Source organism: Periweissella beninensis (assembly GCF_016908275.1).
Taxonomy (GTDB): Bacteria; Bacillota; Bacilli; order Lactobacillales; family Lactobacillaceae; genus Periweissella; species Periweissella beninensis.
The window spans coordinates 113,130-137,795 of the sequence record NZ_JAFBDN010000003.1 but is presented as its reverse complement, the minus strand read 5'-3'; the positions used below and the strand labels follow the sequence as shown (position 1 = coordinate 137,795).

General features: G+C 34.4%; 21 protein-coding genes and 2 other annotated features. Of the genes, 3 read left to right on the top strand and 18 right to left on the bottom strand.

Annotation, left to right across the window (positions count from 1 at the left end):
- Positions 1–136: 136 nt before the first annotated feature.
- The 4 genes from JOC59_RS02220 to JOC59_RS02205 all read right to left on the bottom strand — a co-directional run bounded on the left by JOC59_RS02220 (position 137) and on the right by JOC59_RS02205 (position 5,612).
- Positions 137–1,087, bottom strand: coding sequence for a 3'-5' exoribonuclease YhaM family protein (locus tag JOC59_RS02220; protein ID WP_205143164.1), 951 nt, complete (start codon positions 1,085–1,087; stop codon positions 137–139).
- A 13-nt stretch (positions 1,088–1,100) separates the two neighbouring features.
- Positions 1,101–3,464, bottom strand: coding sequence for an AAA family ATPase (locus JOC59_RS02215; RefSeq protein WP_205143163.1), 2,364 nt, complete (start codon positions 3,462–3,464; stop codon positions 1,101–1,103).
- Positions 3,445–4,671, bottom strand: coding sequence for a metallophosphoesterase family protein (locus JOC59_RS02210; RefSeq protein ID WP_239516992.1), 1,227 nt, complete (start codon positions 4,669–4,671; stop codon positions 3,445–3,447). The genes JOC59_RS02215 and JOC59_RS02210 overlap by 20 nt, the downstream gene beginning before the upstream one ends.
- Before the next feature lie 98 nt (positions 4,672–4,769).
- Positions 4,770–5,612, bottom strand: coding sequence for a YitT family protein (locus JOC59_RS02205; RefSeq protein ID WP_205143161.1), 843 nt, complete (start codon positions 5,610–5,612; stop codon positions 4,770–4,772).
- Between the two features lie 173 nt (positions 5,613–5,785).
- On the opposite strand from JOC59_RS02205, the gene JOC59_RS02200 reads away from it, so the two are divergent.
- Positions 5,786–7,783, top strand: a complete 1,998-nt coding sequence (locus JOC59_RS02200; RefSeq protein WP_205143160.1) for a glycosyltransferase family protein — start codon at positions 5,786–5,788, stop codon at positions 7,781–7,783.
- Positions 7,784–7,966: 183 nt separating this feature from the next.
- On the opposite strand, the gene JOC59_RS02195 is transcribed toward JOC59_RS02200, so the two are convergent.
- The 14 genes from JOC59_RS02195 to JOC59_RS02130 form a co-directional block, all read right to left on the bottom strand.
- The gene (locus JOC59_RS02195; RefSeq protein ID WP_205143159.1) at positions 7,967–8,803 is read right to left on the bottom strand and encodes an amino acid ABC transporter substrate-binding protein; all 837 of its coding nucleotides are present in this window, start codon (positions 8,801–8,803) and stop codon (positions 7,967–7,969) included.
- A 162-nt stretch (positions 8,804–8,965) separates the two neighbouring features.
- Entirely contained in the window at positions 8,966–9,601 is a 636-nt protein-coding gene (locus tag JOC59_RS02190) for an amino acid ABC transporter ATP-binding protein (protein ID WP_205143158.1), read from the bottom strand.
- 14 nt (positions 9,602–9,615) lie between these two features.
- Positions 9,616–10,257: an amino acid ABC transporter permease gene (locus tag JOC59_RS02185; protein WP_205143157.1), complete on the bottom strand. Its 642-nt coding sequence runs from the start codon at positions 10,255–10,257 to the stop codon at positions 9,616–9,618.
- Between the two features lie 51 nt (positions 10,258–10,308).
- Positions 10,309–10,556: a binding site (T-box leader), on the bottom strand.
- Between the two features lie 78 nt (positions 10,557–10,634).
- Positions 10,635–11,177 carry a rod shape-determining protein MreD gene (mreD, locus tag JOC59_RS02180; RefSeq protein ID WP_205143156.1) on the bottom strand — a complete coding sequence of 181 codons (543 nt, stop codon included), beginning with the start codon at positions 11,175–11,177 and terminating at the stop codon, positions 10,635–10,637.
- A 9-nt stretch (positions 11,178–11,186) separates the two neighbouring features.
- Entirely contained in the window at positions 11,187–12,032 is an 846-nt protein-coding gene (mreC, locus tag JOC59_RS02175) for a rod shape-determining protein MreC (protein WP_205143155.1), read from the bottom strand.
- 92 nt (positions 12,033–12,124) lie between these two features.
- Entirely contained in the window at positions 12,125–13,162 is a 1,038-nt protein-coding gene (locus JOC59_RS02170) for a rod shape-determining protein (protein WP_205143154.1), read from the bottom strand.
- A gap of 426 nt (positions 13,163–13,588) precedes the next feature.
- Complete coding sequence (locus JOC59_RS02165) at positions 13,589–14,047, bottom strand: hypothetical protein (protein WP_205143153.1); 459 nt, start codon at positions 14,045–14,047, stop codon at positions 13,589–13,591.
- A 216-nt stretch (positions 14,048–14,263) separates the two neighbouring features.
- On the bottom strand, positions 14,264–14,722 hold the full coding sequence (gene smpB, locus JOC59_RS02160) for an SsrA-binding protein SmpB (protein ID WP_205143152.1): 459 nt from the start codon (positions 14,720–14,722) through the stop codon (positions 14,264–14,266).
- A 29-nt stretch (positions 14,723–14,751) separates the two neighbouring features.
- Positions 14,752–17,112, bottom strand: coding sequence for a ribonuclease R (gene rnr / locus JOC59_RS02155; RefSeq protein ID WP_205143151.1), 2,361 nt, complete (start codon positions 17,110–17,112; stop codon positions 14,752–14,754).
- Between the two features lie 17 nt (positions 17,113–17,129).
- Complete coding sequence (locus JOC59_RS02150; RefSeq protein ID WP_205143150.1) at positions 17,130–17,885, bottom strand: alpha/beta hydrolase; 756 nt, start codon at positions 17,883–17,885, stop codon at positions 17,130–17,132.
- Positions 17,886–18,090: 205 nt separating this feature from the next.
- Positions 18,091–18,330: a preprotein translocase subunit SecG gene (gene secG / locus JOC59_RS02145; RefSeq protein ID WP_205143149.1), complete on the bottom strand. Its 240-nt coding sequence runs from the start codon at positions 18,328–18,330 to the stop codon at positions 18,091–18,093.
- 85 nt (positions 18,331–18,415) lie between these two features.
- On the bottom strand, positions 18,416–18,943 hold the full coding sequence (locus JOC59_RS02140; RefSeq protein WP_205143148.1) for a DNA-3-methyladenine glycosylase I: 528 nt from the start codon (positions 18,941–18,943) through the stop codon (positions 18,416–18,418).
- A gap of 56 nt (positions 18,944–18,999) precedes the next feature.
- On the bottom strand, positions 19,000–21,660 hold the full coding sequence (locus tag JOC59_RS02135; RefSeq protein ID WP_205143147.1) for a valine--tRNA ligase: 2,661 nt from the start codon (positions 21,658–21,660) through the stop codon (positions 19,000–19,002).
- Positions 21,661–21,713: 53 nt separating this feature from the next.
- Positions 21,714–21,934, bottom strand: a binding site (T-box leader).
- Between the two features lie 30 nt (positions 21,935–21,964).
- A complete protein-coding gene (locus tag JOC59_RS02130) occupies positions 21,965–22,465 on the bottom strand; it encodes a peroxiredoxin (protein WP_205143146.1) in 501 nt (166 codons plus the stop codon).
- A gap of 163 nt (positions 22,466–22,628) precedes the next feature.
- Here JOC59_RS02130 and JOC59_RS02125 point away from each other — a divergent pair, with 163 nt between their 5' ends.
- Positions 22,629–23,123 (top strand): PH domain-containing protein, encoded by a 495-nt coding sequence (locus tag JOC59_RS02125; protein ID WP_205143145.1) that lies wholly within the window; start codon positions 22,629–22,631, stop codon positions 23,121–23,123.
- Entirely contained in the window at positions 23,098–24,546 is a 1,449-nt protein-coding gene (locus JOC59_RS02120) for a PH domain-containing protein (RefSeq protein WP_205143144.1), read from the top strand. The genes JOC59_RS02125 and JOC59_RS02120 overlap by 26 nt, the downstream gene beginning before the upstream one ends.
- Positions 24,547–24,666 lie beyond the last annotated feature (120 nt).

Genomic DNA, 24,666 nt, shown 5'->3' with positions numbered 1-24,666 from the left:
AAGTTCCATCTATCAAAAAAGCCAAAAATCTTACTTTTTGGCTTTTTTCACATTTAAACAACTAATTAAAATTAAAAATGTTCCCCTTTCACTGAGCGAACATCCCATTTTTGCGTCACAAATTCCTTTAAATATATTATTCCTTGGTTGTTGGATGATAAACCATTCGCCCTGAAAGTCCATATATTCTTTCTGAAAATTTGCCTGGCTCAGTATGCGCAACCGCATTATCAAACATCTGAATTGATGCATCTAACTCATCAAGCTGATGTAAAATTTGACCTTCAAGAATCATGGGCCTTACCGGTGACCCATATTCTAACAAGCCATGATGCGCTAGAACCACGTGGCGTAGCACCAATAGATCTTCACTATATATGTCCAATTGTAATGCTTGTGCCGCCAAGACAATTTCTTCATCGATGAGGGTAATATGACCAATCAAATTACCCGCAGTTGTATAGGTTGTAGCAATTGACCCCGACAATTCGATGGTTTTCCCCAAATCATGTAACAACGCACCTGCCAATAATAATGACTCATTAACATGTGGATATTGTTTACTAACATTTTGAGCTAAATGTACAATTGATAATGTATGGAATGCTAAACCACCACTAAAGGCATGATGATTAGTTTTTGCGGCTGGAAATTCATAAAAGGTCGTCTCATGTTTTTGCAAAAGATATCTAACAATTCGTGCCCATGTCGGATTAGTAATTTGAAATAATAATTGACTAACCTCATCTACCATTTTTTGTTTTTGCATAGGTGCTGTTTGTACAAAATCATTAGCTGTCAATTGCAATTGCTCATCCACTAATGCCAAATTTAACACCTTTAGTTGTGGTTTTCCTTGGTAAACCTGCCGTACTGCTTGCATGTGCACAATTGTCCCTGCACTAAATAACTTGATTTGATTAGCATTGGCTTCCCATAGCATCCCCGGCATCTCACCAGAAGTATCGGCTAAAACTAACGCAATATACTGATTACCATTCTTAGCCACTCTGATATCAGCACTTTTAATAAGAACATTTAACTCCATTCGTTCATCAAGCTTAAAATCATATAATTTTTGGGCCATCATCTATCTCCCTTTATAACGCAGTAATTTTTCGCTGATCTACAACATCTTTTATTCGACTATCAGCCGTTACATAAATAACTTGATTATTGCGGCTAATTTCTTTTAATAATTGGTAGCTTTCTTGTTTTCGCTGATCATCAAAGTTTACAAACGCATCATCAATAATTATTGGCATTTTAACCACATCATTTAATACAACAACAAAGGCTAAGCGCAACGCTACATATAGTTGCTCACTCGTTCCCTTAGAAAGCTGTTCAATTTTTAATAATTCATTATTTTTGGTAATTAACTGTAATTCGTTGGCTTCCAATTTAATATCAGTGTAACGCTTTAAAGTTAACTCCGTAAAGAATAATTTCGCTTGCTTAATAATTTGTGGTAACCGATCTGCTGATGTTGCTAGTAAAGTTTGATCAATCCACTGTGCAGCTAAACTATTCGCCAAATAATTTTCCAAATTTTGTAAAATATCGGCTTGCGAATTGGCAACTGCTTGCGTTAATTTCTCTACACTTGCATCATTAGCTAAACTTTTTAAAGTTACTCTTAAATTGGTAATCTGATCTTGTATCGTTTTAATTTTTTGATTTAGTTCATTAATTTTTGCCTTACTTTCTTCGATAGCACCAGTTAACTGGTGTGCATCAGTATACTGTTCTAATAGTAGACTATTGCTTGTTGCTAATTGCTGATTAAGAACTTTTAGTTTTGCTTGTTGTTCCGCATAAATAGTTTGTTGTGATAATTGCCAATAATAATCCTCATCATCATCTACTTGCAAGCCTAAATAAATTGCTTTAATTTGTGCCACAATATTTTCAAGTTGCTGTTCTAATTCCTGCAAATGTTTTTGCTGATAATTAATTGCTGCCTCCATTGTTACCCACTGTGCTTGTTTAGCATGAATTAAATTAAAAAACTCGTATAATTGCACAATGTTTTCATGCCAATCAGCTTGCTTAATAAACGTAAATTTGCTTAAGTTTAAATGTGTTAATATTTGATCAACATTACTAATTTTTAATTGAATACTACCTATCTCACCCTCCAATGCTACGATTTTTTGTGCTAATGGTTGTTGTCCTAGCACTGTATTATCCAATTTCTGTTTGGTGCTTTGCCGCTGCAAGTTGTGTTTTATGTGCAAGCCATACCAACCACCACTCCCTAAAATAATAACTAGACCAATTCCCTTACTTAACCATGGTATTGGTATGAAGACTATGCTTATTACTAGGCCTAAAAATAAAAATAATAGCGGTAAACTCAGCTTCCCTTGCTGCTCGATCGGCCTTTGTTCAACATCAACAGCTTGCTGCTTGTTTAATTGTTGCTTTAAACTTTGAACTTGTTGCTCTAAAATTTTTTGTTCAGTTATCATTTGTTGATAATTTGGTAACTCATGTTCAAGTCTTTGTAATGTTTGTTCATGTTTTTTAAAAAAAACTAATAATTCATCATCATTTGCCGTCGGTGGTTCTTGTTTTAATCGATTTATTTCTTCAATTAAGTTGTCTCGTTGAAATGTCAATTCCGTAACTCTTTGTTGAAGATCATCTGCAATTTTAGGTGCCACAGATTTATCAATACTATTAATCAATAGTTGCTGTTCTTTATATAATCCTAATAATGGTTGTAAATTAGTGAGTTCTTGTTGCAACGTATTTTGCGTTTTAATTGCTTGTTCTAGTTCCCCTAATTTTTGTTCATTAATTTGTTGTTCTTGAAGTAATTGCCGATATTCTGGAAAATTTTGCTTAGCAACTTGTAATTCCTTAACTAACCTACGATATTGTTTCATTTTTTCGTTTAACGGTCGCTTACCGGTTTTTGAATTAGCTGCAAACATTCCTTGCGCCTTTTTATCAAAAGTATTTGCTAATTGGCGCCAATCACGCGCCCCCACTGCCCCAATTTCTTGTAAACGTTTTTTTAACTCTTGCTCATCTAATTCAATAATCTCATTCAAATCAAGTTGACTAAAGCCATAAATTTGTTGAAAGCTCTCTTTTGTTAACGGTGCTAGTAGCTGTGCTAAGTGCTCATTTGCATTTTTAATTTCGATTCCCAAATCAGTGTTATAAAGCGATGTAACCGTACTTGTCCGATTTTTTCGTGTCAATAAGTAATTCACACCCTTAATTACTAAATTTAATTCGCCACCATACACACCACCGTTTAACGGTTCATAGGTATTTTGATGATGCCCTCGTTTATTTGAAAAGCCAAATAGCATCCCAACAATAAAGGCCACCAACGTTGATTTACCGGCTTCATTTAAGCCTACAAAAATTTGTAAATCATCATTTAACTTAAATTCTTGATTAAGCCACCGTCCAAAACCATATATTTTAATCCGTGTTATCTTCATCCATGTCACTCCCAACATCAGCTAATTCTTGCTGCATTAGTTCTAAGGCTTGTTTTTTTAACTTTGTTTGCACCGCTTCTTGTTCAAAATATTCCGCAATAAATAATTCTGGTATTTTTTTTAACGCTACTTGATGAATATTTTCAAAATTAAAAACCTTCTTAGCAGTTGCTAGCCAAAATTGTTCATCTAATTCCGGCAACCTAGCACCTTGTTCCTCATGGACATAACTTATATTATTTATCCACAGATATTGATTATTTTGCTGGAGTATTTCATTCAATTGTAGTGTGGTCGTTCCATCATTAAGTCGTAATAATAATGTATCCGTTAAAGTCATGTCTAATTCGATATTTATAATTTGCCAACTGTGCTGATTATTAGTAACTAAATTTGTGTATAAATTATTCAGTAATTCTCGCTGTGTCACAGTTTGCGGTAACTTAACTAAAGCAGTCCGCCATAAAATCGAGGTAGTTTCTTCAAAATAAGGAACTAGTTTACCATTTTCTTCTTCAACTAAGTAAAAACCCTTCGCACCGGTTTCTTTACTATTTTGGCCCTGTAGACTTCCAACATAACCAACAAATGGTACTTCGTTTAATATTTGACGTTGATGAATATGTCCCAAAGCCCAATAGTCATAGCCTTTAGTGAGTAATTCACTAACTTTAAATGGTGCGTAGTTACCGTTGGCCCCGTCAATGCCACCATGATACATGCCAATTTGAAAATCACACCGTTGGGTTTGCTTTAATGGAAATTGATTTATAACCTCAGTTTTTACATGTTGTTGTCCATAACTAAAACCGGTTATTGCAACAGTTTTACCATCTGGTAAACTTTGATAATACGTTTTAACTGAATTATCAAATTCACGAACATTACTTGGCCAACTAACACCAGCGTTTTGTTGTGGTTGATAATCATGATTACCATAGCTTAAATAAACCATAATATTTTCCGCAGCTAACCGATTAAACTGTGTAATTAGAAAATCAAGTAGGTGAATACTTTGATTTTGTGAGTCAAATAAATCACCACTAATACAGATAAAATCAATTTTTTCAGCAATTGCAAGGTCAATCATTTTACTAAAACTAGTAGTTGTCGCATTGGCTATTAATGTGGCTAATTTTTCAGGAACATTTTGTAAACCCAAAAAAGGATGTCCTAAATGTATATCTGCAGTATGAATAAATCGCATCACCTTACGCTTACCTTTCCTGAACATTTGTTCGTTTTATTTAAGTATAACTAATCTATTGTAATTTGCCTAGTTTAGCTCCTAATTAATTCTAATTCTCAATTAAATTGCCCGCCATGAACCTCAGCAATATTATAAGTTGTAATAAAGGCTGCACGATCTACTTGATGCACATGGCGAATCAATTGCCCATATCCTTGCGTATCCGTCACCACCATAATCATTTCCTTTTGCTCATTCCGATAACCACCTTTGACATCTAGGATTGTCAAACCATGATTTTCTTGATGAGCGTCAAGGCGCGCTCGAATCGCTTTAAGTTTATCATTACTCATAATATAAACAGCCTTTTTACGATCTAAGCCAGTCGCAATATAATTCATCACCACTGAAGTAATAATTAAAGAGATTATTGCTAAAATAAATGCTTCCCAACCAGCCACAAAAATATTACCAATACAAATTAATGCATCAATCATTAATAATGTTTGCGCTTGGTTTAAACCAAAATATTTCTTTAAAATCATCGGCGGTACCGTTGTCCCGCCACTTGAAGCATCAATGCGATAAAGAATTGCTACCCCGATTGCAAAAATCATTCCACCTACCACAACCGCTAAAAAACGATCATCTACTAATTGCCTCGTTGGTGTTATTGCTAAGCAGACTGGTAATACAAAGCTACCTACAATTATTTTGGCAATTATACTTTTTTTCAAGAAAAAAATCGCTAAAATAATCATGACAATATTTATTGTTAAGACTACTAATGGTTTTTTAAAGGCTAATAATTCCTCTAATAAAATAGCAATACCAGTAGCTCCACCAGCCGCTACTTTTGCTGGTCCATAAAAATAATTAATACTTATGGCAATTAATTCTAAACCAACTAATATCAGACCAACTTGGCTCAACCAATATCTTTTGTTTGTTTTCGGCAAAATATTTCCTCATTTCTGTCTAAAAGTTATTAACATCATTAATAATATTTTATCATACTTAGAATTTTATAATTTATTTTAAGTTATGCTAAAGTTGCTAACAAATTTTTAGCTAATTTGTTACAGTAATGATTAAGTACCTATTATCATAGTTATTATTTTAAGAGGAAATTATGCAAATATTAAGTAAATTTTTTTCAAAAGCAATTATTATAATTGCTACCTTGATTGCATTTATCGGTTTAAATGCTAATCTTTTTCAAAGTAACCATTATCCCCACTTATTAGGCATTTATAGTTGGCTCATTTTTGGCTTTGCGCTTGTTATTATCAGCTTGGCGTTGGTATTTTATCGACATTTAACTAAATATTCTACCAAAACATTACTAAGCTTATTAATTATCAGTTACCTTAGTATGTTAATTGCCCAAATTATTATTAGTCATCTTTTTACGGTCTCATTAGTACGCGATCCATTTAGAGTAACTAGTACTGCCATGCAATTAGCAACATCTTTTAGTAATCATTTTACTTGGCCTATCTATTTTTCACGTGCTCTCAATAATATTAATATTACTTTATTACTCAGCCAACTATTATCTTTTAGTCATTGGCTCCCTTTTTCATTACTCACACAAGTTAAACTATGGCAACTATTCTTAGTGCAACTAGTTGTGTTAGTTACTTTATTAAATATCTACTTAGCAACCAATAATTTAAGATTAGTCCTATTAATGCAACTTTGGTTTACCTTTTCACCATTTTTATACACCTATAACCTTCTAGTTTTTTACACTGATACTTGGCTAATTTTAGGCTTTGGAGTTCTTTTATTAGGGCTTCAGCTTCTTTTTAAGTACCCGCTTAAACGTTGGCAAAAACTTATTGTATCGATCATAACAATACTGGCAGCCTTTATTAGCGAATTAATCAAACCTAACTTTATTATTGTGATACCGGCTTTAATAATTTGGTTAACAATTTTAAGCAGTGCTAAGCAACTGAAAAAATCACTTTTATTAGCAATAATTGGTATTATCAGCATGACGTTGTTAGCCTTCCCAACCAACAATGTAATTAATAAAGCAGTCGGTTTTCACGCGGATAGTCGTTATGAATTTCCAGTGCAACATTGGATTATGATGGGACTTAATCAAAAAAGTGAAGGCGCTTATGATAATCAAGATGTCAAACTAACTAGTCGTCCGAGCACTTTACAAGCTAAGAAGCAACAAGATACCCAGATAATTAAGCAACGACTGACTAAATTAGGCCTTACTGGTTATTTTAATTTAATTATTGCTAAGCTACAAAATTTACAAAATCAAGAAAAACTAAATCAGAGTTATATTGATGGGTATAGTAAAGCCCCAAACTGGTTTTTAAATAATCCTAATCAGATTAATGTTTTCGTCACCATTTTTACAAAATTAGGTATGAGTATCATCTTCATTTTGGTAATAATTGGTTTACTATCTGTTTTTACTAAGGCTATCCCAAAGATCGCCCTCTTAGCTAGTTTGGTCTATATTGGATTATTATTATTCCATGCGTTTTTATGGGAATCTAATAATCGTTATGGTGAAGCAATCATCATTCCCTTATTTTTTTTAGCTACTCTTGGCTTTCAAAAATTAGCATTGCTTACTAAAAAGTATAAATTTAGACATTTACCAAAATTCATGGCGTTAGCCAGTTTAGGTATAGTTATTCTTGGTTGGTTAAACTTTAAACCACTAATGGTTAATGCTGATTATAAAACTACGCACCCTTTTTATGGTCAATTTTCTAATTGGGGGGGTAACTTTGATTATCCGGCTTATCAATTAGCCCCTAAAAAGACGCTCCATCAAGATATTTTTCTACCAACAAGTGCACGCATGCTCGTGGTTAGAACAATTGCTCAACAGAAAGGCATTATTAGCTTGAAATACCAGCATCAGACTATTTTTAGGCAAAGTAATTTTAACAAACTACCTACTGAAATGAACGGTGATAGTGGTATTCGCATCAAACATCGTTTTAAAGCGGGCTGTTATGCTTTAAAATATCAAAATCCCACTAATCATGTCATTAAAGTTCGCCTTCAAGCTGCCCCGTATGCCCTACACAATCCACCTATCGATAATCTAAATGGCCATAAATCGTTTATTTTTATGTTTCGTAAATAAGCACTATTAGTGAATCGGCATTATGCATTGTTTAATAATATAAGATAAGCGCGTAACCAATCAGCTTTTAGTATCTTTTGCTAGTTTTGCTAACGTAAAAAGCACCAACGTAAGGAGAAAAATTCTTACGTTGGTGCTTTTAATTTAACGAGCTTCATGTACTTTATTTTGTCATTGTTAATTTTATTTACTCTTACTTGTCCCAAACCATTTTTTGGTAATCGCTTGCAACTCTCCACTTTTTTGCATTTCTGCTAAAGCATTATTAATTTTCTTTTGTAAAGTTGTATCTGACTTTCGCAACCCAACAACAAAATAATCTGGTGCAAATGTTCCCTCAACAATGCGATACTGATTGCCATTTTTTTGGTGACTTAAATAATAATTAGCATACACTCGGTCAATTAGTACCCCTTTTATACGTCCACTTTGTAAATCATTTACCGCATTCATAAATGTATCATATAGAATTGGTTGTTGATTAGCAATATACTGCTTTAAAACTTTAGGTTGGGCATCTAAAGCTGTTTGTCCAGAAGATGCTGTTTGAACTCCTAAAACCTTATTTTTCATATCACTAAACTTTTTGATATTATCCTTCTTTAAGGTCACTAAAACTTGGCTATTGTCAAAATATGCTTTTGAAAAAGCAACGACTTTAGCACGTTGTGCCGTCTTTGAATACCCATTCCAAATTAAGTCGATTGTTCCATTTCGCAACTCAGTTTCTTTCATTGACCAATCAATAGGTTGAAATATCGGTTTTATCCCATATTTTTTAAACACAGCTTTTGTAAGATCAATATCATAACCAACAATTTGGCCTTTATTATTCCGAAAACCCATTGGTACAAAGGTATCATCCAAACCGATTGTGATCGTTTTACTCTGAGTATAGCGCGTCCAGTTATCCGACTTATTGAAATTATGTCCGATTGATAGCCCATTTCCAACAATAATGTATAACCACACGATTGTTGCTAGGCCGATTAAGATTGTCATTATTCCCTTTTTTTTCATCACTGAGCGTAATCCCAAATTATTATGTAAAATTAGTCACCCTATGTAACTAATTTTTCCTAACAATTAGCGATTTTCCTTTCTTAATTATGTTAAAACTAATCTTTAACAATAATTATTATTAAACCTAATCCGGTAACGATTGCAACAACGCCTAATGTATTAGCTTAGCGGTGTCACCGTAAAGATATTATCAGCTACTTTATTAGCTAGCTCAACATCGTGGGTCACAATTATTTGTGTTACACCATCTTTTTTGAGCGCTAATAATAAATTAGCTACTTCATTACGCATTGAAGGATCTAAAGCTGATGTTGGTTCATCATATGCTAACACTTTTGGTTGCATCGCCAATGCTCTAGCTATTGCTACCCGTTGCTTCATGCCACCTGATAATTCAAACGGATATAATTTTGCCTTATCTGCTAATCTTAGTTTAGTTAGCAATTCATTGGTTTGTTGAGCAACAACCTGTTTATCCTGTTTTAAAACTAAGCGTGGTGCTAACCCAATATTTTCACGAACTGATAAATTAGGGAACAGATTATAATCTTGAAAAACGACGCCAATCATATTTTTATCATTTGCATTATTACTAGGATCAAAAGCCTGATTATCTACTAAAATTTCACCACTATCAATTGTATCTAAACCAACTAGCGCTCTGAGCAGAGTTGTTTTCCCTGCACCTGAGGGACCAACAATCGCTAAAATTTCACCATCTTTAATTTCTAAATTTAAATTATTTAAAATAATACGTCCGTTAAATGATTTTTTTATATTTTTCAAAGTAATCATAGGCTCTTCCTCACTTACTTATAATAGCTAAAATATGTTTCTAATCGTCGTAGAATTAAAGTGGTTATTGCTGTTAGCAATAAATAGATTATTCCTACTAAAATATATGGAATTAACGTCACATCACGTGCTGCCGCAATGTTCCCAGCTCTTAATAAATCACCAATTCCTATTACATATACCAAGGATGAGTCCTTAATTAAATTGATAATTTCATTCCCCATTGGAGGTAAAACGTTTTTAAAAACCTGTGGCAATACAATTCGTGTTTGTGTTTGCCAAGAATTTAAATGTAAGACCTTTGCCGCTTCAAGTTGTCCAGTAGGAATAGCTTGAAATCCACCCCTAAATATTTCTGCAAAATAAGCCGCATAGTTTAAGATAAATGCAAACAGCGCTGCATCATACCGTTCAAATGTTATATGAATAATAGGTAAACCATAAAAAACAAAAATTAATTGCAAAAGTAACGGCGTGCCGCGCATTAACCAAACATAACCATTTAAAAGCCATCTTACTGGTGCAAATTCAGATTTAAGACCTAACCCAACAATAATACCAATAGGAATTGCGCCAATAATTGTTAAACAAAATATTTTTAACGTCACCCACACGCCTGCCAATAATGATGGTAATAATACTTCAAAATATTCCATAACTCATACCTCTCTTTTTTTAAAATAAAAAGCACCCTCTTAGCAATTTGCTAAGAGGGTGCTTTGCACGGTTCCACCTCAAATTTGATAATCATTCACACAATTATCCTCAATAAGTTACGGCTATTCAGCGATAACTTTAGCTTTTAACGAAGCTACCCGTTCTAACCTACACAACTAAGAAGTCTTCAGTTTGACAACTCACAGATGTGGTTCAGCCATTATCACTAATCTTGTTCCACCAACCCAAGACTCTCTTTACTGCGATATTAGCTTACTCTTCTGCTCCACGTTTTTATCTTAAGAACAAGGATATACATCAATCATTAAATTGTCAAATGTTTATTTAAATTTTTACTAATTTAATTTTTAATTAGCTAATTATTTTTTAAAAAAAGTAAACAATAACGACAAGGCACATACATAATGACCGCCATAACTACATTTAATGCTAAGGTAGGGGTAAATGTATGTAACACAAACATCGGTACTGTCATTATTGACAAACCAGCAATATTTGCTGCTAAGTAAGTAAATAATTGTAAGCTAGTTAAGCCTAAAATTGTAATCATTAGTACCGATAATAATGACTCTGATAAATAAATCCGTAATTTTTGGCAAACCCAAACTAAAATTAAGAAGCCAACTGTATAACCGCCAATGACACCAAAGTAAAAAACATCGTAAATTATACCAGCTACTAGGGTCCATAGATATATCGGTAAATACTCATCTAATTCATAAGTTATTGCATAAATTAACCATAAAGCAACAAACATCGGTAGCGTATGACTACTGTTTTTAGTTAAAATTCCTGCCATATTAGCATAGATTGCTCCATCTAAAAATAATAGCAAAAATAACATTATCGGAAAAATCCATTTTAATTTTGTATGATAACCACCGAAAAAGCCAAACATTTAGCACCTCTACTTTTGTATTGCAACTGATACAACTGGAATATTACCAAAATCAGTGGCTGGTACAATTACTACTGACTTTGATAGTCCATTTGAAGAGTTAGTTACTCGTTCAACCTTACCAACATATAAACCCTTAGGAGTAATTCCCCCTAAACCACTGGTAAATACCTTATCGCCTTTTTTAAGTTTTATCTTAGATGTAACTTCACCCATAATAATCCGATTTGTATTGCGATTAAAATCAGTTATAATTCCATAAACTGATTTCCCAGCACTATTGGTAATTTGAATGGCAAATCGGTTTGCCGTCTCACTATCATCTGATAATAATTCAACCTTAGCAGTTGTCTTGTTAACCTCACTAATACGACCAATTAAGCCTTTACCCGCTACAACTGACATGTTCTTTTTGATACCTGCATTTTGACCAACGTTAATAACTAGTTGACTTAACCAAGATGATGGTGTACGGCTAATTACCGTTGCATTAACTAGTGAATAATTGGTTAATGTGCTATTTAATTTTAATTGTTTTTTTAATACTTTATTCTCATTTTCTAAAACCTGTGCACGAACTTGTGCTTGCGCAAGCTTATCAACCTTACTTCTTAATTGTGTATTTTCTTGATAGGTTGATAATAATTGTGAAATGGAGTCATATCCTTGATGCGCTTGACTCACAGGCCAATCAACAACACGGGCAAATATTCCAGCCACGTCATTACCAAATTGCTGAATTGCTGGTGGTGTCGCACGCCGATTACGCACTAAAACAGATCCAGTTAACAACGCAATCGTAACTATCATGGCAATAATAAAATAAACTAAGCGCCGACTAGAAAAAAATTTCATCCAACTGGGCCCCTTCCCTTCTTAAAACAAACTTAATAAGTTTTTACATAATAAATGGCGCACAGAAAAGACCGTACGCCACTTTTACCTAACTATTTGGTTTTACGCAATGCATCAATTGATTTCAACGCTTCACCAGTTCCAATAGCAACTGCATCGAGTGGCTCAGGTGCAATAAACACTGGTACTTTTGTTGCTTCTGAAATGATATCATCCAAATGTTTTAACATCGCTCCGCCACCAGTCAGAACAATTCCATGATCAATCACATCAGCGGCAATTTCAGGTGATGTTTCTTCAAGTGTTTCTTTAATGGCCACAATTATTTCTGCGATAACATCTTTAATCGCTAAAGCAATGTCTTCAGCACTAACATCAATCGTCTTTGGTAGGCCTGATACCAAATCACGACCTCGTGCTTGGGCGCCCTTCATTTCTAAAGATGCGTCTACATCTGCTGAGCCAATTTCAATTTTTAAACGCTCTGCTGTGCGTTCACCAATCGTAATATTGTATTTCTTGCGAATATAAGTTGAAATCGCATCATCTAATGCATTTCCCGCTTTACGAATTGAGCGACTAGACACAATTCCACCCAATGAAATTGTTGCTACATCTGTAGTACCACCACCCATATCAACAACCATTGAGCCGGTTGGTTCCATCACTGGTAATCCCGCACCGACTGCAGCAGCAAATGGTTCTTCAATCACGTATGCATCACGTGCGCCGGCAATGCGTGCTGCATCAATGACAGCACGTTTTTCTACTGCAGTAACACCTGATGGTACCCCAATTGTCACGTACGGTTTTTGTCCGCGACCACCGGTGGCTTTTTCTAAGTAATACTTTAACATGGCAACTGTTGTATCATAATCAGCAATTACGCCATCACGCATTGGGCGAATAGCCTTAATACTACCGGGCGTACGGCCAATCATGTCGCGTGCATCTTCACCGACTGCTACAACCTCGTTTGTTTGTGTATTACGTGCTACCACTGAAGGTTCACGCAACACGATTCCTTTTCCATCAATATAAACAAGGGTATTTGCCGTACCCAAGTCAATTCCAATGTTTCGTTGTCCAAATGATAACACGTTGCTACTTCCTTTCGTTCCTGCGTTCATAACTCAAGATATTATACCATAGTAAAAAATGCTTAACAGCTTAACTGCTAATCTTTTAAAAAAATAAAACATTTTTTGTATTATATCGATTGATAACTTTTTTAATATCAATAATTTGATGTACTTCTTTATTATATCGGTGAATTCACTATCCGTATATACCTTTACTTTAAAACAGTTAAAAATTTTTTACTTATTGTCCATAATGAGCGCTTCATTGTTTTTTTAGAGCATCTTGATTTTGAGGAACTAGCCTATTACTACGAGCAACGCTAACCAAAAAAAGATCGAATTTTGATAAATTCAATCTTTTTTACTTATTTAATATCCTATGGTCACTCTCAAGTGCTACCACAGTAACCTTAATTTTTTAGCTAGGAAGGCTACTGAGCAAGAATAACTTACTAGCTTACAATAGATACTATTTTATTTAAAAAAGGCATCATTGCTAAAACTCAATTTAATTGGTGTTCCCTTAGTCATTAATCTTGTTCCGTTATACTTTGAACTAATCATCATTAAACCTGTTCCCTTACGACCATGCCGCACAACAGTTGTTTTTCTAAATGAATAGCCATTATCAGAATAATTAACTCCTAATTGGTAAATATTAAAGTCATTATATTTTGCAGGATAATAAGCAAAGTTACCTTTTCCTAGTTTGTAAGTCTTTTTTTGATCAATTTTTAAAGTTGTCTTGGTAATCTTCATGGTATGTACATTTCCTTTTTGGTCATAAAAATGCCAGTTACCACGTAGCGTTTTGCTAATCACTTGTGAATTTGTTTTGGTTGCAGCTTGAACTGGAGTTGTTGACACAACTGTTAAACCAAAAATTGCGAATAATGTTAAAACTACGATTTTAATATTTTTAAATGTTTTCATCTTCTTATACCTCTAAATTTAATAACCAGTTGTTATCCAACTCCTTGTCTATATTGTAACCTAAAAGTAATATAAATGAAATACTTTTTTCAAAAAAGTTTTATTTGACGCGTTTAGCGTACTAATTAGTTCTAAAATCACTAATAGAAACTATAAATTAACAAAAAAAGTATTTTACATATAACGATAATGTTACATTAAAATACTTTTTTCATTTTAAATTCTTTTTAACGCTCGTTGAATTTCACGATTTTGATCTTTCTTTTTCAAATCATTGCGTTTATCATATTGCCGTTTCCCGCGTGCTACACCAATTAAAACCTTTGCATAACCATGTTTTATATATACCTTCAGCGGTACAACTGTCATCCCATTATCGCTAACTGCCTTTAAAAGTTGCTTTATTTCTTGCTTGTGCAACAATAACTGGCGCGTTCTTAGTGGATCAACATTAAACTGATTACCTTGCGCAAATGGGGCAATATGCACATTTAAGAGCATCGCTCGGTTGGGTCTAACCTGAATATAACCATCAGCAATTTGAATTTGCCCTGCTCTAACTGATTTAATTTCAGTCCCAGTTAGTGCTAAACCAGCTTCATAAGTCGTCAGAATTTCATATTCATAACCCGCTTTTCGGTTATTGGCTAATGTGTCATTCAGTGGTTTTTTCATATATTAATACTCACTCCACTTCTTTTAAATTAACGTTTTCCTTGATGATGGTGTGGTTTTTTACCAAATTTAGCACCATTTTTGGCTTGATTTTTAGTAAAATTACTTTTACCTTTACCATTATTAGAACCAAATTTGCCATCTGTTCGCCGATGATTATTATTCCGGTCGCTGCCACCATCTTTATTACCAAATGAACCATTATCCACTTGCGGAGCACGTAATGTGGTCGTTGGTGCGGCTTTAGGATCAACTAGAACAAAATCAAGTGCACTTTGTGCCTTATCAACCCGAACTAAGCGAACCTTAATTTTTTGTCCAATTTGAAAAATTCGATGACTTCGGCGGCCAACTAGTGCCATATGTGAGTCAATAAATTGATAGTAGTCATCAGTCATATTTGAAATATGAATTAAACCTTCAACTGTATTATCTAATGAAACAAACATTCCAAATTTTAAGACTGAATTTACAACAGCATCAAAGGTTTCTCCAACGTGTTCTTCCATAAACTCTGCTTTTTTCATTGCATCAGTGTCACGTTCTGTATCAATTGCGCGACGTTCTTTTTGTGAAGTTTCTTCACCAATTGTGGCTAGTTTGTCACGATACTTAGCAGTCGCTTTTTCATCAAGGCCATTTTCAGCATACCATTTGATTAAACGGTGCACTGTTAAATCAGGATATCGTCTAATCGGTGATGTAAAGTGCGAATAATATTCTGCTCCCAAACCAAAGTGTCCAACCGGTTCATTAGAATACTTTGCTTGCTTCATTGAACGGAGCATCATCGTTGAAACCATTTGTTCTTCTGGTTTGCCTGCTAAATCTTTTAAGACATTTTGGAATAGTTTAGGTGCCAATTTTTTAGCATCCCCTTTAACCGGATGGCCTAGCGCTTGGACAAATTCAAAGAAACTCTGTGCTCTTTGTTCATCTGGCAATTCGTGAATCCGGTATAAAAATGGTACGTGTAAGCGATCAAAATGTTCAGCAACAGTCTCATTGGCAGCCAACATAAATGATTCGATCATGCGTTCTGATAAACCACGATTTCTTAAAACAATATCAGTTGGTTTTCCATTAGGATCAACAATAATTTTAGCTTCAGGTGCATCAAACTCAATTGCCCCTCGGCGTTTACGTTTAGCTAATAGAATGTTGTGTAACTCTTCCATTGTTTCAAACATTGGAACTAACGTTTGATATTCAGCCCGAGTAGCTGCATTATGGTCTTCTAAAATTTCATTAACTGCCACATAAGTCATGCGAGCATGCGATTTCATGACTGAAGTATGCAAACGGTGATTAACCACGTTCCCTTGCATATCAATCTCCATTTCAGCTGACATTGCTAATCGTTCAACGCCTGGATTCAATGAAGCAATCCCATTAGAAATGTTTCTAGGAAGCATTGGGATAACTCGATCAGTTAAATAAACTGAAGTTCCACGATTATATGCTTCTATATCAAGTGGTGTTCCCTCAACCGCATAATGTGATACATCAGCAATGTGCACACCTAAGTGATAGTTACCGTTATCCATTTTCCAAACCACTACGGCATCATCTAAATCTTTTGATTCAATACTATCAATGGTAACCAAAGGTTGATCGGTAATATCTTCACGCCCCACTCGATCTGCTTGCGTAACATGATCTGGAATCATTTGAGCTTGTTCTAAAACTTCTTTTGGAAATTCATGTGGTACATCATGATTATAAACAATTTGTAGAATATCAATCCCCGGTTCGTCTTTAAAACCAATCACTTCAGTTACTAGACCAACTAATGCTTTTGGCATTTCATCAGTTGGGTAACTTACAATATCTGCGGTAACCACTTCACCATCTTGTGGTGTAAGCCCGCTATCAGTTACTAAAAATTCATAGTTTAAAAGTTTCTTATCAGTAAGCTTAATTGAACCGATGAAGCCCGACTTAACCGCCCCTAAACTAAATTGACCAACAACTTTTTCGTAATGATGTGTAATAATTTCAGTTACTTTGCCTTCTGGCCCACGGCTTGGATCGTTAGACTTACGAGTTATTTCAACTTGGACTTGATCGCCGTTTAACGCATGTAACGTGTTATTTGGGCTAACAAAGACATCTAAAGCATCTTCAGCATAATTTACAAAACCAAAGCCTTTATCATTACCATGAAAAACACCGATTTTAACATTTTCAGGTGCATAACTAAAGGCCCCTGTTTCATCAACAACTACCTGCCCTTCACGTTCCAATTGAGCAAGCGCTTGAACTACTTTAGTAAATGCATGGGCATCATCTAAGCGTAACCCATCTGTTAAAATTTGTGCTGAAAAGCTTTGTGTGTGATTAGCTTTTAAAAAACTAGCTAGTTGCGTTTGTATATTTTGTTCGTTCATAAAAATCCTCATTTAATTTATTTTTTAAAATTATCATTTAAAAATGCTAGAATATCATTTTCTAAAGCATGATGTGCCTCATTTACAGTCAAGACATGCCCAGCGTTTGGATACGTATGATAAGTTACCGCAACATTTGATAATCGCTCTTGAAAACTCTGCGCACTTGCTTGTTGCAACATTTCATCGGCAGTTCCTTGTGCCAGAAAAAATGGCTGTTTTAAAGCGCTCGCCCCCTCATTGGTCTTGCGAACCAAAGTTGAAATTTGTTTAACTTGTTGATCGACATTAGCTCTTAAATACGCATCGTTTTTTTCAATTTCAACTGCACTTCTTGCTTGCGCATGGTACGTATAATTGGCATACCCAATAAACTGTTCATGAAAATAGTCGCTAACTTTAAAGATAAATGGGGCACTAATTGCACCACCACATTTAATATCTTGACATTCTTCCATTGTTTTAGTTGCAATAATACCGCCTAGTGAAAGGCCAAACATTGCCACATCTTTATAACCATGATCCCGTACATAGCTAACAGCATCTCGTGCGTCTTGTAACCAATAATCAATCCCACCAAAGACTAGTATGTCTTTTGGTTCACCAGTTCCATGACCGCGAAAATTATTACAATATACTGCATAACCTTGCCGTTGCAAAAAACGCCCTAATAGCCGCATGTCGATCGTTGATCCTGCATATCCATGTAACAGAACAATTGCTTGCGTAGCATTTTCATTTTTGAAAAAAAATGGTTTTGGTTTTTGATACATCGTCAAACTCCTTTACTATTGGCTACTTTATAAATGTAATTCTAATTAATTTATGCATAGTTTTTATGTAACTTAATACCTTTTATCAACATGGTTCGATAATTGGAACAATGCTGATAAAAAGCATCAAGGTCGTCATAAAAACTATCCCTTCTTATTATATAGAAAAACTCCCAGCATTTGAACACTGGGAGCTTGATTACAATTATTTGTGGGCTGTTAAGTATGCTAAGATTAACGCGACTATAAAGAATAAAACTCCTAATATAGCTGTTGCACGTTGCATCACCGCTTCAAATCCGCGCGCTTTTTTCTCTGCAAATAAATCACCAGCACCACCCGTAAGTGCATTCATCGCATCTTGTTGCTTTGATGGTTGCATCATAACAGCAATAATAATCAAAACACTAATTACTAACAACACTGCTATTAAAAAATTATACACTCGTGTGGCCTCCGTTCTACTCATCTTTAAATGACAATTCATTTATTACTTTATCATAATTTAAGATAACTTGCTATCATTAAATTTAGTTAGGATGTTTAAAACATTGTTTTTCATGGCCGTTAATTAGTCCAACTGCTAAAATAAATGCTTCAGTTGTGACTGGGCCCATAAATTTAAAACCTCTTTTTTTTAAATTCTTCGCCAGTGTTAAGCTAACTTGCGTCAGATCTAATTGAGAATTGGCACTAACATTTATTTTAAGGAATTCAGCAAATGAGCCATACTGCTTTTGAACTGCTAAAATGCACTTTGCATTATTAATAGTTGCATTAATTTTACCACGATGCCGAACAATTTGCTCATTAGTCAATGCCTGTTCAATAAATTTAGAATCTTGCTGGGCAACCCATTTAAGCTCGTAGTTCTTGAATTGTTGTCGAAAGGCCACTCGCTTATTTAAAATAATTTGCCAATTCAAACCGGCTTGATAGGTTTCCAACGACAACATTTCAAATAATTGTTGATCATTATCTGGCCAAACACCCCACTCATGGTCATGATATTCCTGCATTAATTGATTACTATTGGTCGCCCAAGCGCATCTTTCCATTAATACCCTCCATTAAATCCAATAATTAGTGTCATATTTTGTCAGCTAGCATTTTCTTAAGCATTCTTTAATTCATTTAAACGCGCTTCAGTTGCAGCTAATTTTTGTTCCCAATCAGCTAATTTTTCACGTTCACTAACCACCACTGCTTCTGGAGCATTACTTACAAAGCGTTCATTATTTAACTTACCTTGACCACGTTTAACCTCGCCGGCTAACCGTTTAACTTCATCTGCTAAGCGTTTTATTTCATCTTCAATATTGATTAACTCAGCTAATGGAACATAAATTTCGGCATTCGTAATTACTTGCGTCATCGCTAACTTAGGTGCTACCACATCTGCACTAATTTGTAATTCTTTAGGATGTGCAAAACGACTAATGTAATCACCATTTTCAGCAAAAATATTTGCCAACGTTACATCACTAGTTTTAATTAGTAAATCAATTGGCGTTGACATTGGTGCATTGGCCTCACTACGAATATTCCGCACAGCTGTTATTAAATCAACTAAGCTTTGGAATTGACTTTCAGCAATTGGATTATCAAGATTAGCATCATACTCTGGGTAGTCAGCAATCACTAATGACGAACCTTCGTGTGGCATGCTTAACCAAATTTTTTCTGTTACAAATGGCATAATTGGGTGAAGTAGTCGCAATGTTTGATCTAAAACATAAGCTAAGGTATTTTGAACATTTACTTTAGCTTGGCTATTATCGCCATTAAGTGTTTCTTTAGTCATTTCAATATACCAATCTGCAAAATCGTTCCAAATGAAATTATACAGAGCTCGATTAGCTTCACTAAATTCAAATTTATCAAGCATCTCAGTTACATGTTTAATTGTTTTGTTCAATCTTGACACAATCCACTTATCAGCTAATGACAGCTCAGCTTGACTTGGTAACTTGGCTTCAGTTGTGTCATCTAAGTTCATAATTACATAACGGGAAGCATTCCAAATTTTATTGATAAAGTTCCAAGCAGCATCCATTTTAGTATATGAAAAACGCACATCTTGCCCTGGAGTAGATCCTGTTGATAAGAACCATCTTAAAGCATCAGCTCCATATTTTTCAATAACATCCATTGGATCAATTCCATTACCCAATGATTTTGACATTTTACGACCTTGTTCATCCCGAATTAAGCCATGAATTAAAACATTCTTAAATGGTTGTCGGCCTGTAAATTCTTTTGATTGGAACATCATTCTTGCAACCCAGAAGAAAATAATATCATAACCAGTTACTAAGGTAGATGTTGGGAAATAACGGTTAAAATCGGCACTATCAGTATCCGGCCATCCCATGGTTGAGAAAGGCCATAGTGCACTTGAGAACCATGTATCTAAGACATCATTATCTTGTTCCCAGTTTTCTAAATCACTCGGTGCTGTTTCACCCACATAAATTTCACCAGTTTCTTTATGATACCATGCAGGAATTTGATGTCCCCACCATAGTTGGCGTGAAATCACCCAATCATGAATATCTTCCATCCAACTTGAAAAAGTGTTTTCAAAACGTGGTGGCCAAAAATCAACACGATCATCACCTTTTTGCATAGCTAAAGCTTCTGCAGCAAGAGGTTGCATTTTAACAAACCATTGAGTTGATAACCGTGATTCAACTTGTACGCCAGTTCTTTCCGAATGGCCCACTGAATGAACAATTGGTTCCACATTTAACATCACGCCAAGTTCTTTTAAATCAGCAACAATTGCTTTACGCGCTTCAAAGCGATCCATGCCAACATACTTACCAGCTTTTTCATTCATGGTTGCATCATCATTCATAGTGTTGATGCGTTCCAAGTTATGTCGATTTCCTACTAAGAAATCATTAGGATCGTGCGCGGGTGTAATTTTTACCATCCCTGTTCCAAATTCTGGATCAACATATTCGTCGGCAATAATTGGGATATCACGATTAATTAGCGGTACGCGGACTTGCTTACCGATTAAAGCTTTATAGCGTTCATCAGATGGATGTACCGCAACTGCAACATCCCCCATCATTGTTTCTGGGCGGGTTGTTGCAATTTCAATATAATTTTTACCATCGTAGGTTACCCCTTCATCAACAAATGGATAGCTAACATGGTAGAACGCCCCTTCGTCATCTTGGTGAATAACTTCGATATCAGAAAGCGCTGTTCGGGCTTGTGGATCCCAGTTAATGATATATTCGCCACGATAAATTAAACCTTTTTTATATAAATCAACAAACACTTTACGCACTGCTTTTGAAAGACCTTCGTCTAAAGTAAAACGTTCTCGTGAATAATCAAGTGATAAACCTAATTTGCCCCATTGTTGCTTGATTATCGATGCATATTCGTCTTTCCAATCCCAAACCTGCTCAATAAATTTTTCACGGCCTAAATCATAACGCGTTACATTATTTTCTCTCAAACGAGCTTCAACTTTAGCTTGCGTAGCAATCCCAGCATGATCCATTCCAGGAACCCATAGAGTATCAAAACCTTGCATTCGTTTTTGACGAATTAAAATATCTTGTAAAGTTGTATCCCAAGCATGACCTAGGTGCAATTTACCAGTTACATTTGGTGGCGGGAGCACAACTGAATAAGGATGTGCTTCTTCATTACCAGAGGGTTTAAAAACCCCTTGTTCTTTCCATGTTTCATATCGACCAGCTTCAACCGCTGTTGGATCATATTTTGTGGACATATTTATTTCTTTCGTCATCCGTATACTCGCTTTCTTAGTAAAATAAAAAAAGCCGTCTTGATTGATTCTTCAATCAGGACGGCTAAACAATAGTCGTGGTACCACCTGAATTAGTTAGTCTTACTAACTCACTCATAACTTAAATAACGTTAAGTTATCCCGCCAATCCTTACTGCTTTCAGGAAAGGAAATAATGTGAGCTACCTTCGCATATATTTTTTTAAAGATTTGCACCAACCATCTTCTCGCTTAAAAAAAATATATCTAATCCTCTCACATGAACTTTTTCTATATTACAACCTTAAGCACTATTTGCCTAGTCTTATTTTGCTAAAATTTCGTCTAATTTAGCTTGCGCATCAGCATAGTCGGGTTCAGTACCAGTAATTGTAACAATTTGTTGATAAACCACCACACCTTGTGCATCAACAATATAAATTGAACGTGCATCAAAAGCAGTCCCTGGCACATATAAATTCATTGCGTAGCCAAATGATTCTTCTTCATCAGATAGCATTTGCATATTTTCAACACCCTCAGCGGCACACCAATCACTTTGTTCTACCACTGTATTAGTTGATATCGTAACAAAATTAATATCTGTATATTTATCAACAATTTCATTAAAGTGCTTAGTTTGCAATGAACAAATATCCGTATTGATATTTGGAACAACACTAATTAAGGTTACTTTACCTAATAAATCAGCTGTTTTAACTTTATTATTATTTTGATCAAAAACTTTAAAGTGGGGTAACTCCATCCCAACACTTACTGGTTCGCCAACTGTTTCAAATTTTTCTTGATCAACTTGAATTTCCATATTTTCTATACCTCATCTTTACATGAATGTTTATTTTATTCTACCATGCTCCTCATAAAACTAACAATAAAAGAACTAATAATTCTTGATTATCTTTCGCCACTGGTTTTTTTAAAAATTATTATATGGTATTATAATTTTAACTTAAGGAGGATGCCCATCAATGAACAATGCACAACAACTTCCCATTAGTATAAAAAAAGCTTGGCTATTAGATCGATGTTTTAATATCCTGATTACCTTACTATTAATGCTTATTAGTTCCCTTCTCGTTAGTAAATTTATCCCTACTTATTTATGGCTTACTTGGCTTGTTTTTGGGCTAGGTTTCCTTTATGAGAGCCTAACCATTCTTTTAATTCCCTATCATTACAAATTTTGGCGCTATCAGATTACTGCTAACTATGTATATTTACAATCTGGTTTCTTTTTTCGTAAACATACGACAATTCCAATTAATCGTGTGCAAAATGTTAATTTAAATCAAGGACCTATTTTACGTATTTTTAAATTACAAGCAGTCGCAATCGTGACAGCCGCCACTGATTTTACCATTGATGGCATTACCGAAGTAGAAGCTAATGCATTGAGTCAACAAATTATTACAACTGCTAGAAAGGCTAGGGAAGAAAATGTATATTCGTCAACATCCACTTAACATTTTTAAACAAACAATATCAACCATCTTTTCAACGGCCCTTTTTTTAATTGTTTTACCTAGTTTTTTATTTAAAATAAACTGGCTATCTAACCTAGTTATCATCGCTAGTATTTGCATATTAATTTTTAGCTTTTATTGCTTACAGTACTATTTTGAATATTTCATAATTGAAGATGAACAATTAGTTTTTTATAGTGGTATTATTTCTAAAAAAATTACTAAGATTCCCTTTAAAAATATTCAAGCAATCCAAAAATCACAGGCTTGGTATTTGAAACCATTCCAACTCGTAACGCTATCAATTGAAAATAATACCCAACATGCCAATAACGTTATCTTACCTCTTATTAAACAAAAATATGCCTTGCAAATTGATGCTGCTCGACACCAAGAGTTGTCCAATCAAGTCCTAAAACCCATTGTTTTATATCCTAATACCATTCATCATGATTCAACTCCTTTTAGATTTCATTATCAAATTTCAAATAATGAATTATTAATTTATGGCTTGACCTCATTAGGGATTTTCCCATTATTAGGAGTAGTTGGCTCCTTTTATAATCATATTAGTTCCTTTTTACCAAACCAACTGTTTAAAACGCCCTCAGCGAAACTATCTCTTTTAGGGATAATTGCTACGCTTTTATTCATTCTTTTCTTTGCTAGTGGTTTATTTCTTTTCAAAACCTTTAGCCGTTATTATCACTTTACAATCAAGCGACAAAAGCACGTAATTACAATTGAACAAGGGTTATTTAATCGTAATATTACCCATTTTAATTTGAAAAATGTTCAAGCCATTAACCTCGAACAATCTCTATTACGCCGTTTTTTTCATTTATACACCATCAATATTCTCTTAGCAACTAATACTAATGATGATGTTAATAACGCTGATAATTTAGTCCTAATGCCAATAATTAGTGAGTATAAACTAGCAAAATTTTTTGCTGATGTTTTGCCAGAATTTGATTATCAAGCACTAAAGCACCAAAAAAATCAAGTTTATTGGCGCTACTTAACGTTATCTTTATGGTTTTTAGTATGGTTACCAAGTTTATTATTGTTATGGCAGTTTGGTTTGCATAAACTAACTATTTTCATTATCTTACTTGATGTTATTTTTATTTTAATTCATGCTTATCTTTCAAATAAAGATCTTGCTGTTGCAATTAAGCCGCAGCAATTGCATATTCGCACAACCAAACTGCTCACTAAGCATATTTATTTAATTCCCTATCGCCATATTCAAGAATTAGGTCAATCTGAGTCGATTTTCCTATTAAATAGTTTATATGGTAATCTTTGGCTTGATGTGCGTAACCAAGCTAATTTTACCCGCATTAATTTACGCTATCTTCAGCGATCAACTGTAGCCAAAATTTATCAACAATTTAAAGCAACCACACAAACTGAATAACCACTGTTGGATCCCTCCTTAATACCAATCGTTATTTTTAACATGATGATTGGTATTTTTTATTGCTAAAAAAATGCTAGCCTTACCTGTAACAGCAAGAACTAGCTTTATTGAATATTT

Coding starts and splice junctions, on each gene's coding strand:
- JOC59_RS02125 (WP_205143145.1), top strand. CDS start 22,629: ATGAACAATGCACAACAACTTCCCATTAGTATAAAAAAAGCTTGGCTA.
- JOC59_RS02185 (WP_205143157.1), bottom strand. CDS start 10,257: ATGGAATATTTTGAAGTATTATTACCATCATTATTGGCAGGCGTGTGG.
- JOC59_RS02210 (WP_239516992.1), bottom strand. CDS start 4,671: ATGCGATTTATTCATACTGCAGATATACATTTAGGACATCCTTTTTTG.
- JOC59_RS02220 (WP_205143164.1), bottom strand. CDS start 1,087: ATGGCCCAAAAATTATATGATTTTAAGCTTGATGAACGAATGGAGTTA.
- mreD (WP_205143156.1), bottom strand. CDS start 11,177: ATGTTTGGCTTTTTCGGTGGTTATCATACAAAATTAAAATGGATTTTT.
- rnr (WP_205143151.1), bottom strand. CDS start 17,112: ATGAACGAACAAAATATACAAACGCAACTAGCTAGTTTTTTAAAAGCT.
- JOC59_RS02170 (WP_205143154.1), bottom strand. CDS start 13,162: ATGAACGCAGGAACGAAAGGAAGTAGCAACGTGTTATCATTTGGACAA.
- JOC59_RS02135 (WP_205143147.1), bottom strand. CDS start 21,660: ATGACGAAAGAAATAAATATGTCCACAAAATATGATCCAACAGCGGTT.
- JOC59_RS02190 (WP_205143158.1), bottom strand. CDS start 9,601: ATGATTACTTTGAAAAATATAAAAAAATCATTTAACGGACGTATTATT.
- JOC59_RS02120 (WP_205143144.1), top strand. CDS start 23,098: ATGTATATTCGTCAACATCCACTTAACATTTTTAAACAAACAATATCA.
- JOC59_RS02130 (WP_205143146.1), bottom strand. CDS start 22,465: ATGGAAATTCAAGTTGATCAAGAAAAATTTGAAACAGTTGGCGAACCA.
- smpB (WP_205143152.1), bottom strand. CDS start 14,722: ATGAAAAAACCACTGAATGACACATTAGCCAATAACCGAAAAGCGGGT.
- JOC59_RS02150 (WP_205143150.1), bottom strand. CDS start 17,885: ATGTATCAAAAACCAAAACCATTTTTTTTCAAAAATGAAAATGCTACG.
- mreC (WP_205143155.1), bottom strand. CDS start 12,032: ATGAAATTTTTTTCTAGTCGGCGCTTAGTTTATTTTATTATTGCCATG.
- JOC59_RS02165 (WP_205143153.1), bottom strand. CDS start 14,047: ATGAAAACATTTAAAAATATTAAAATCGTAGTTTTAACATTATTCGCA.
- JOC59_RS02200 (WP_205143160.1), top strand. CDS start 5,786: ATGCAAATATTAAGTAAATTTTTTTCAAAAGCAATTATTATAATTGCT.
- JOC59_RS02195 (WP_205143159.1), bottom strand. CDS start 8,803: ATGAAAAAAAAGGGAATAATGACAATCTTAATCGGCCTAGCAACAATC.
- JOC59_RS02140 (WP_205143148.1), bottom strand. CDS start 18,943: ATGGAAAGATGCGCTTGGGCGACCAATAGTAATCAATTAATGCAGGAA.
- JOC59_RS02215 (WP_205143163.1), bottom strand. CDS start 3,464: ATGAAGATAACACGGATTAAAATATATGGTTTTGGACGGTGGCTTAAT.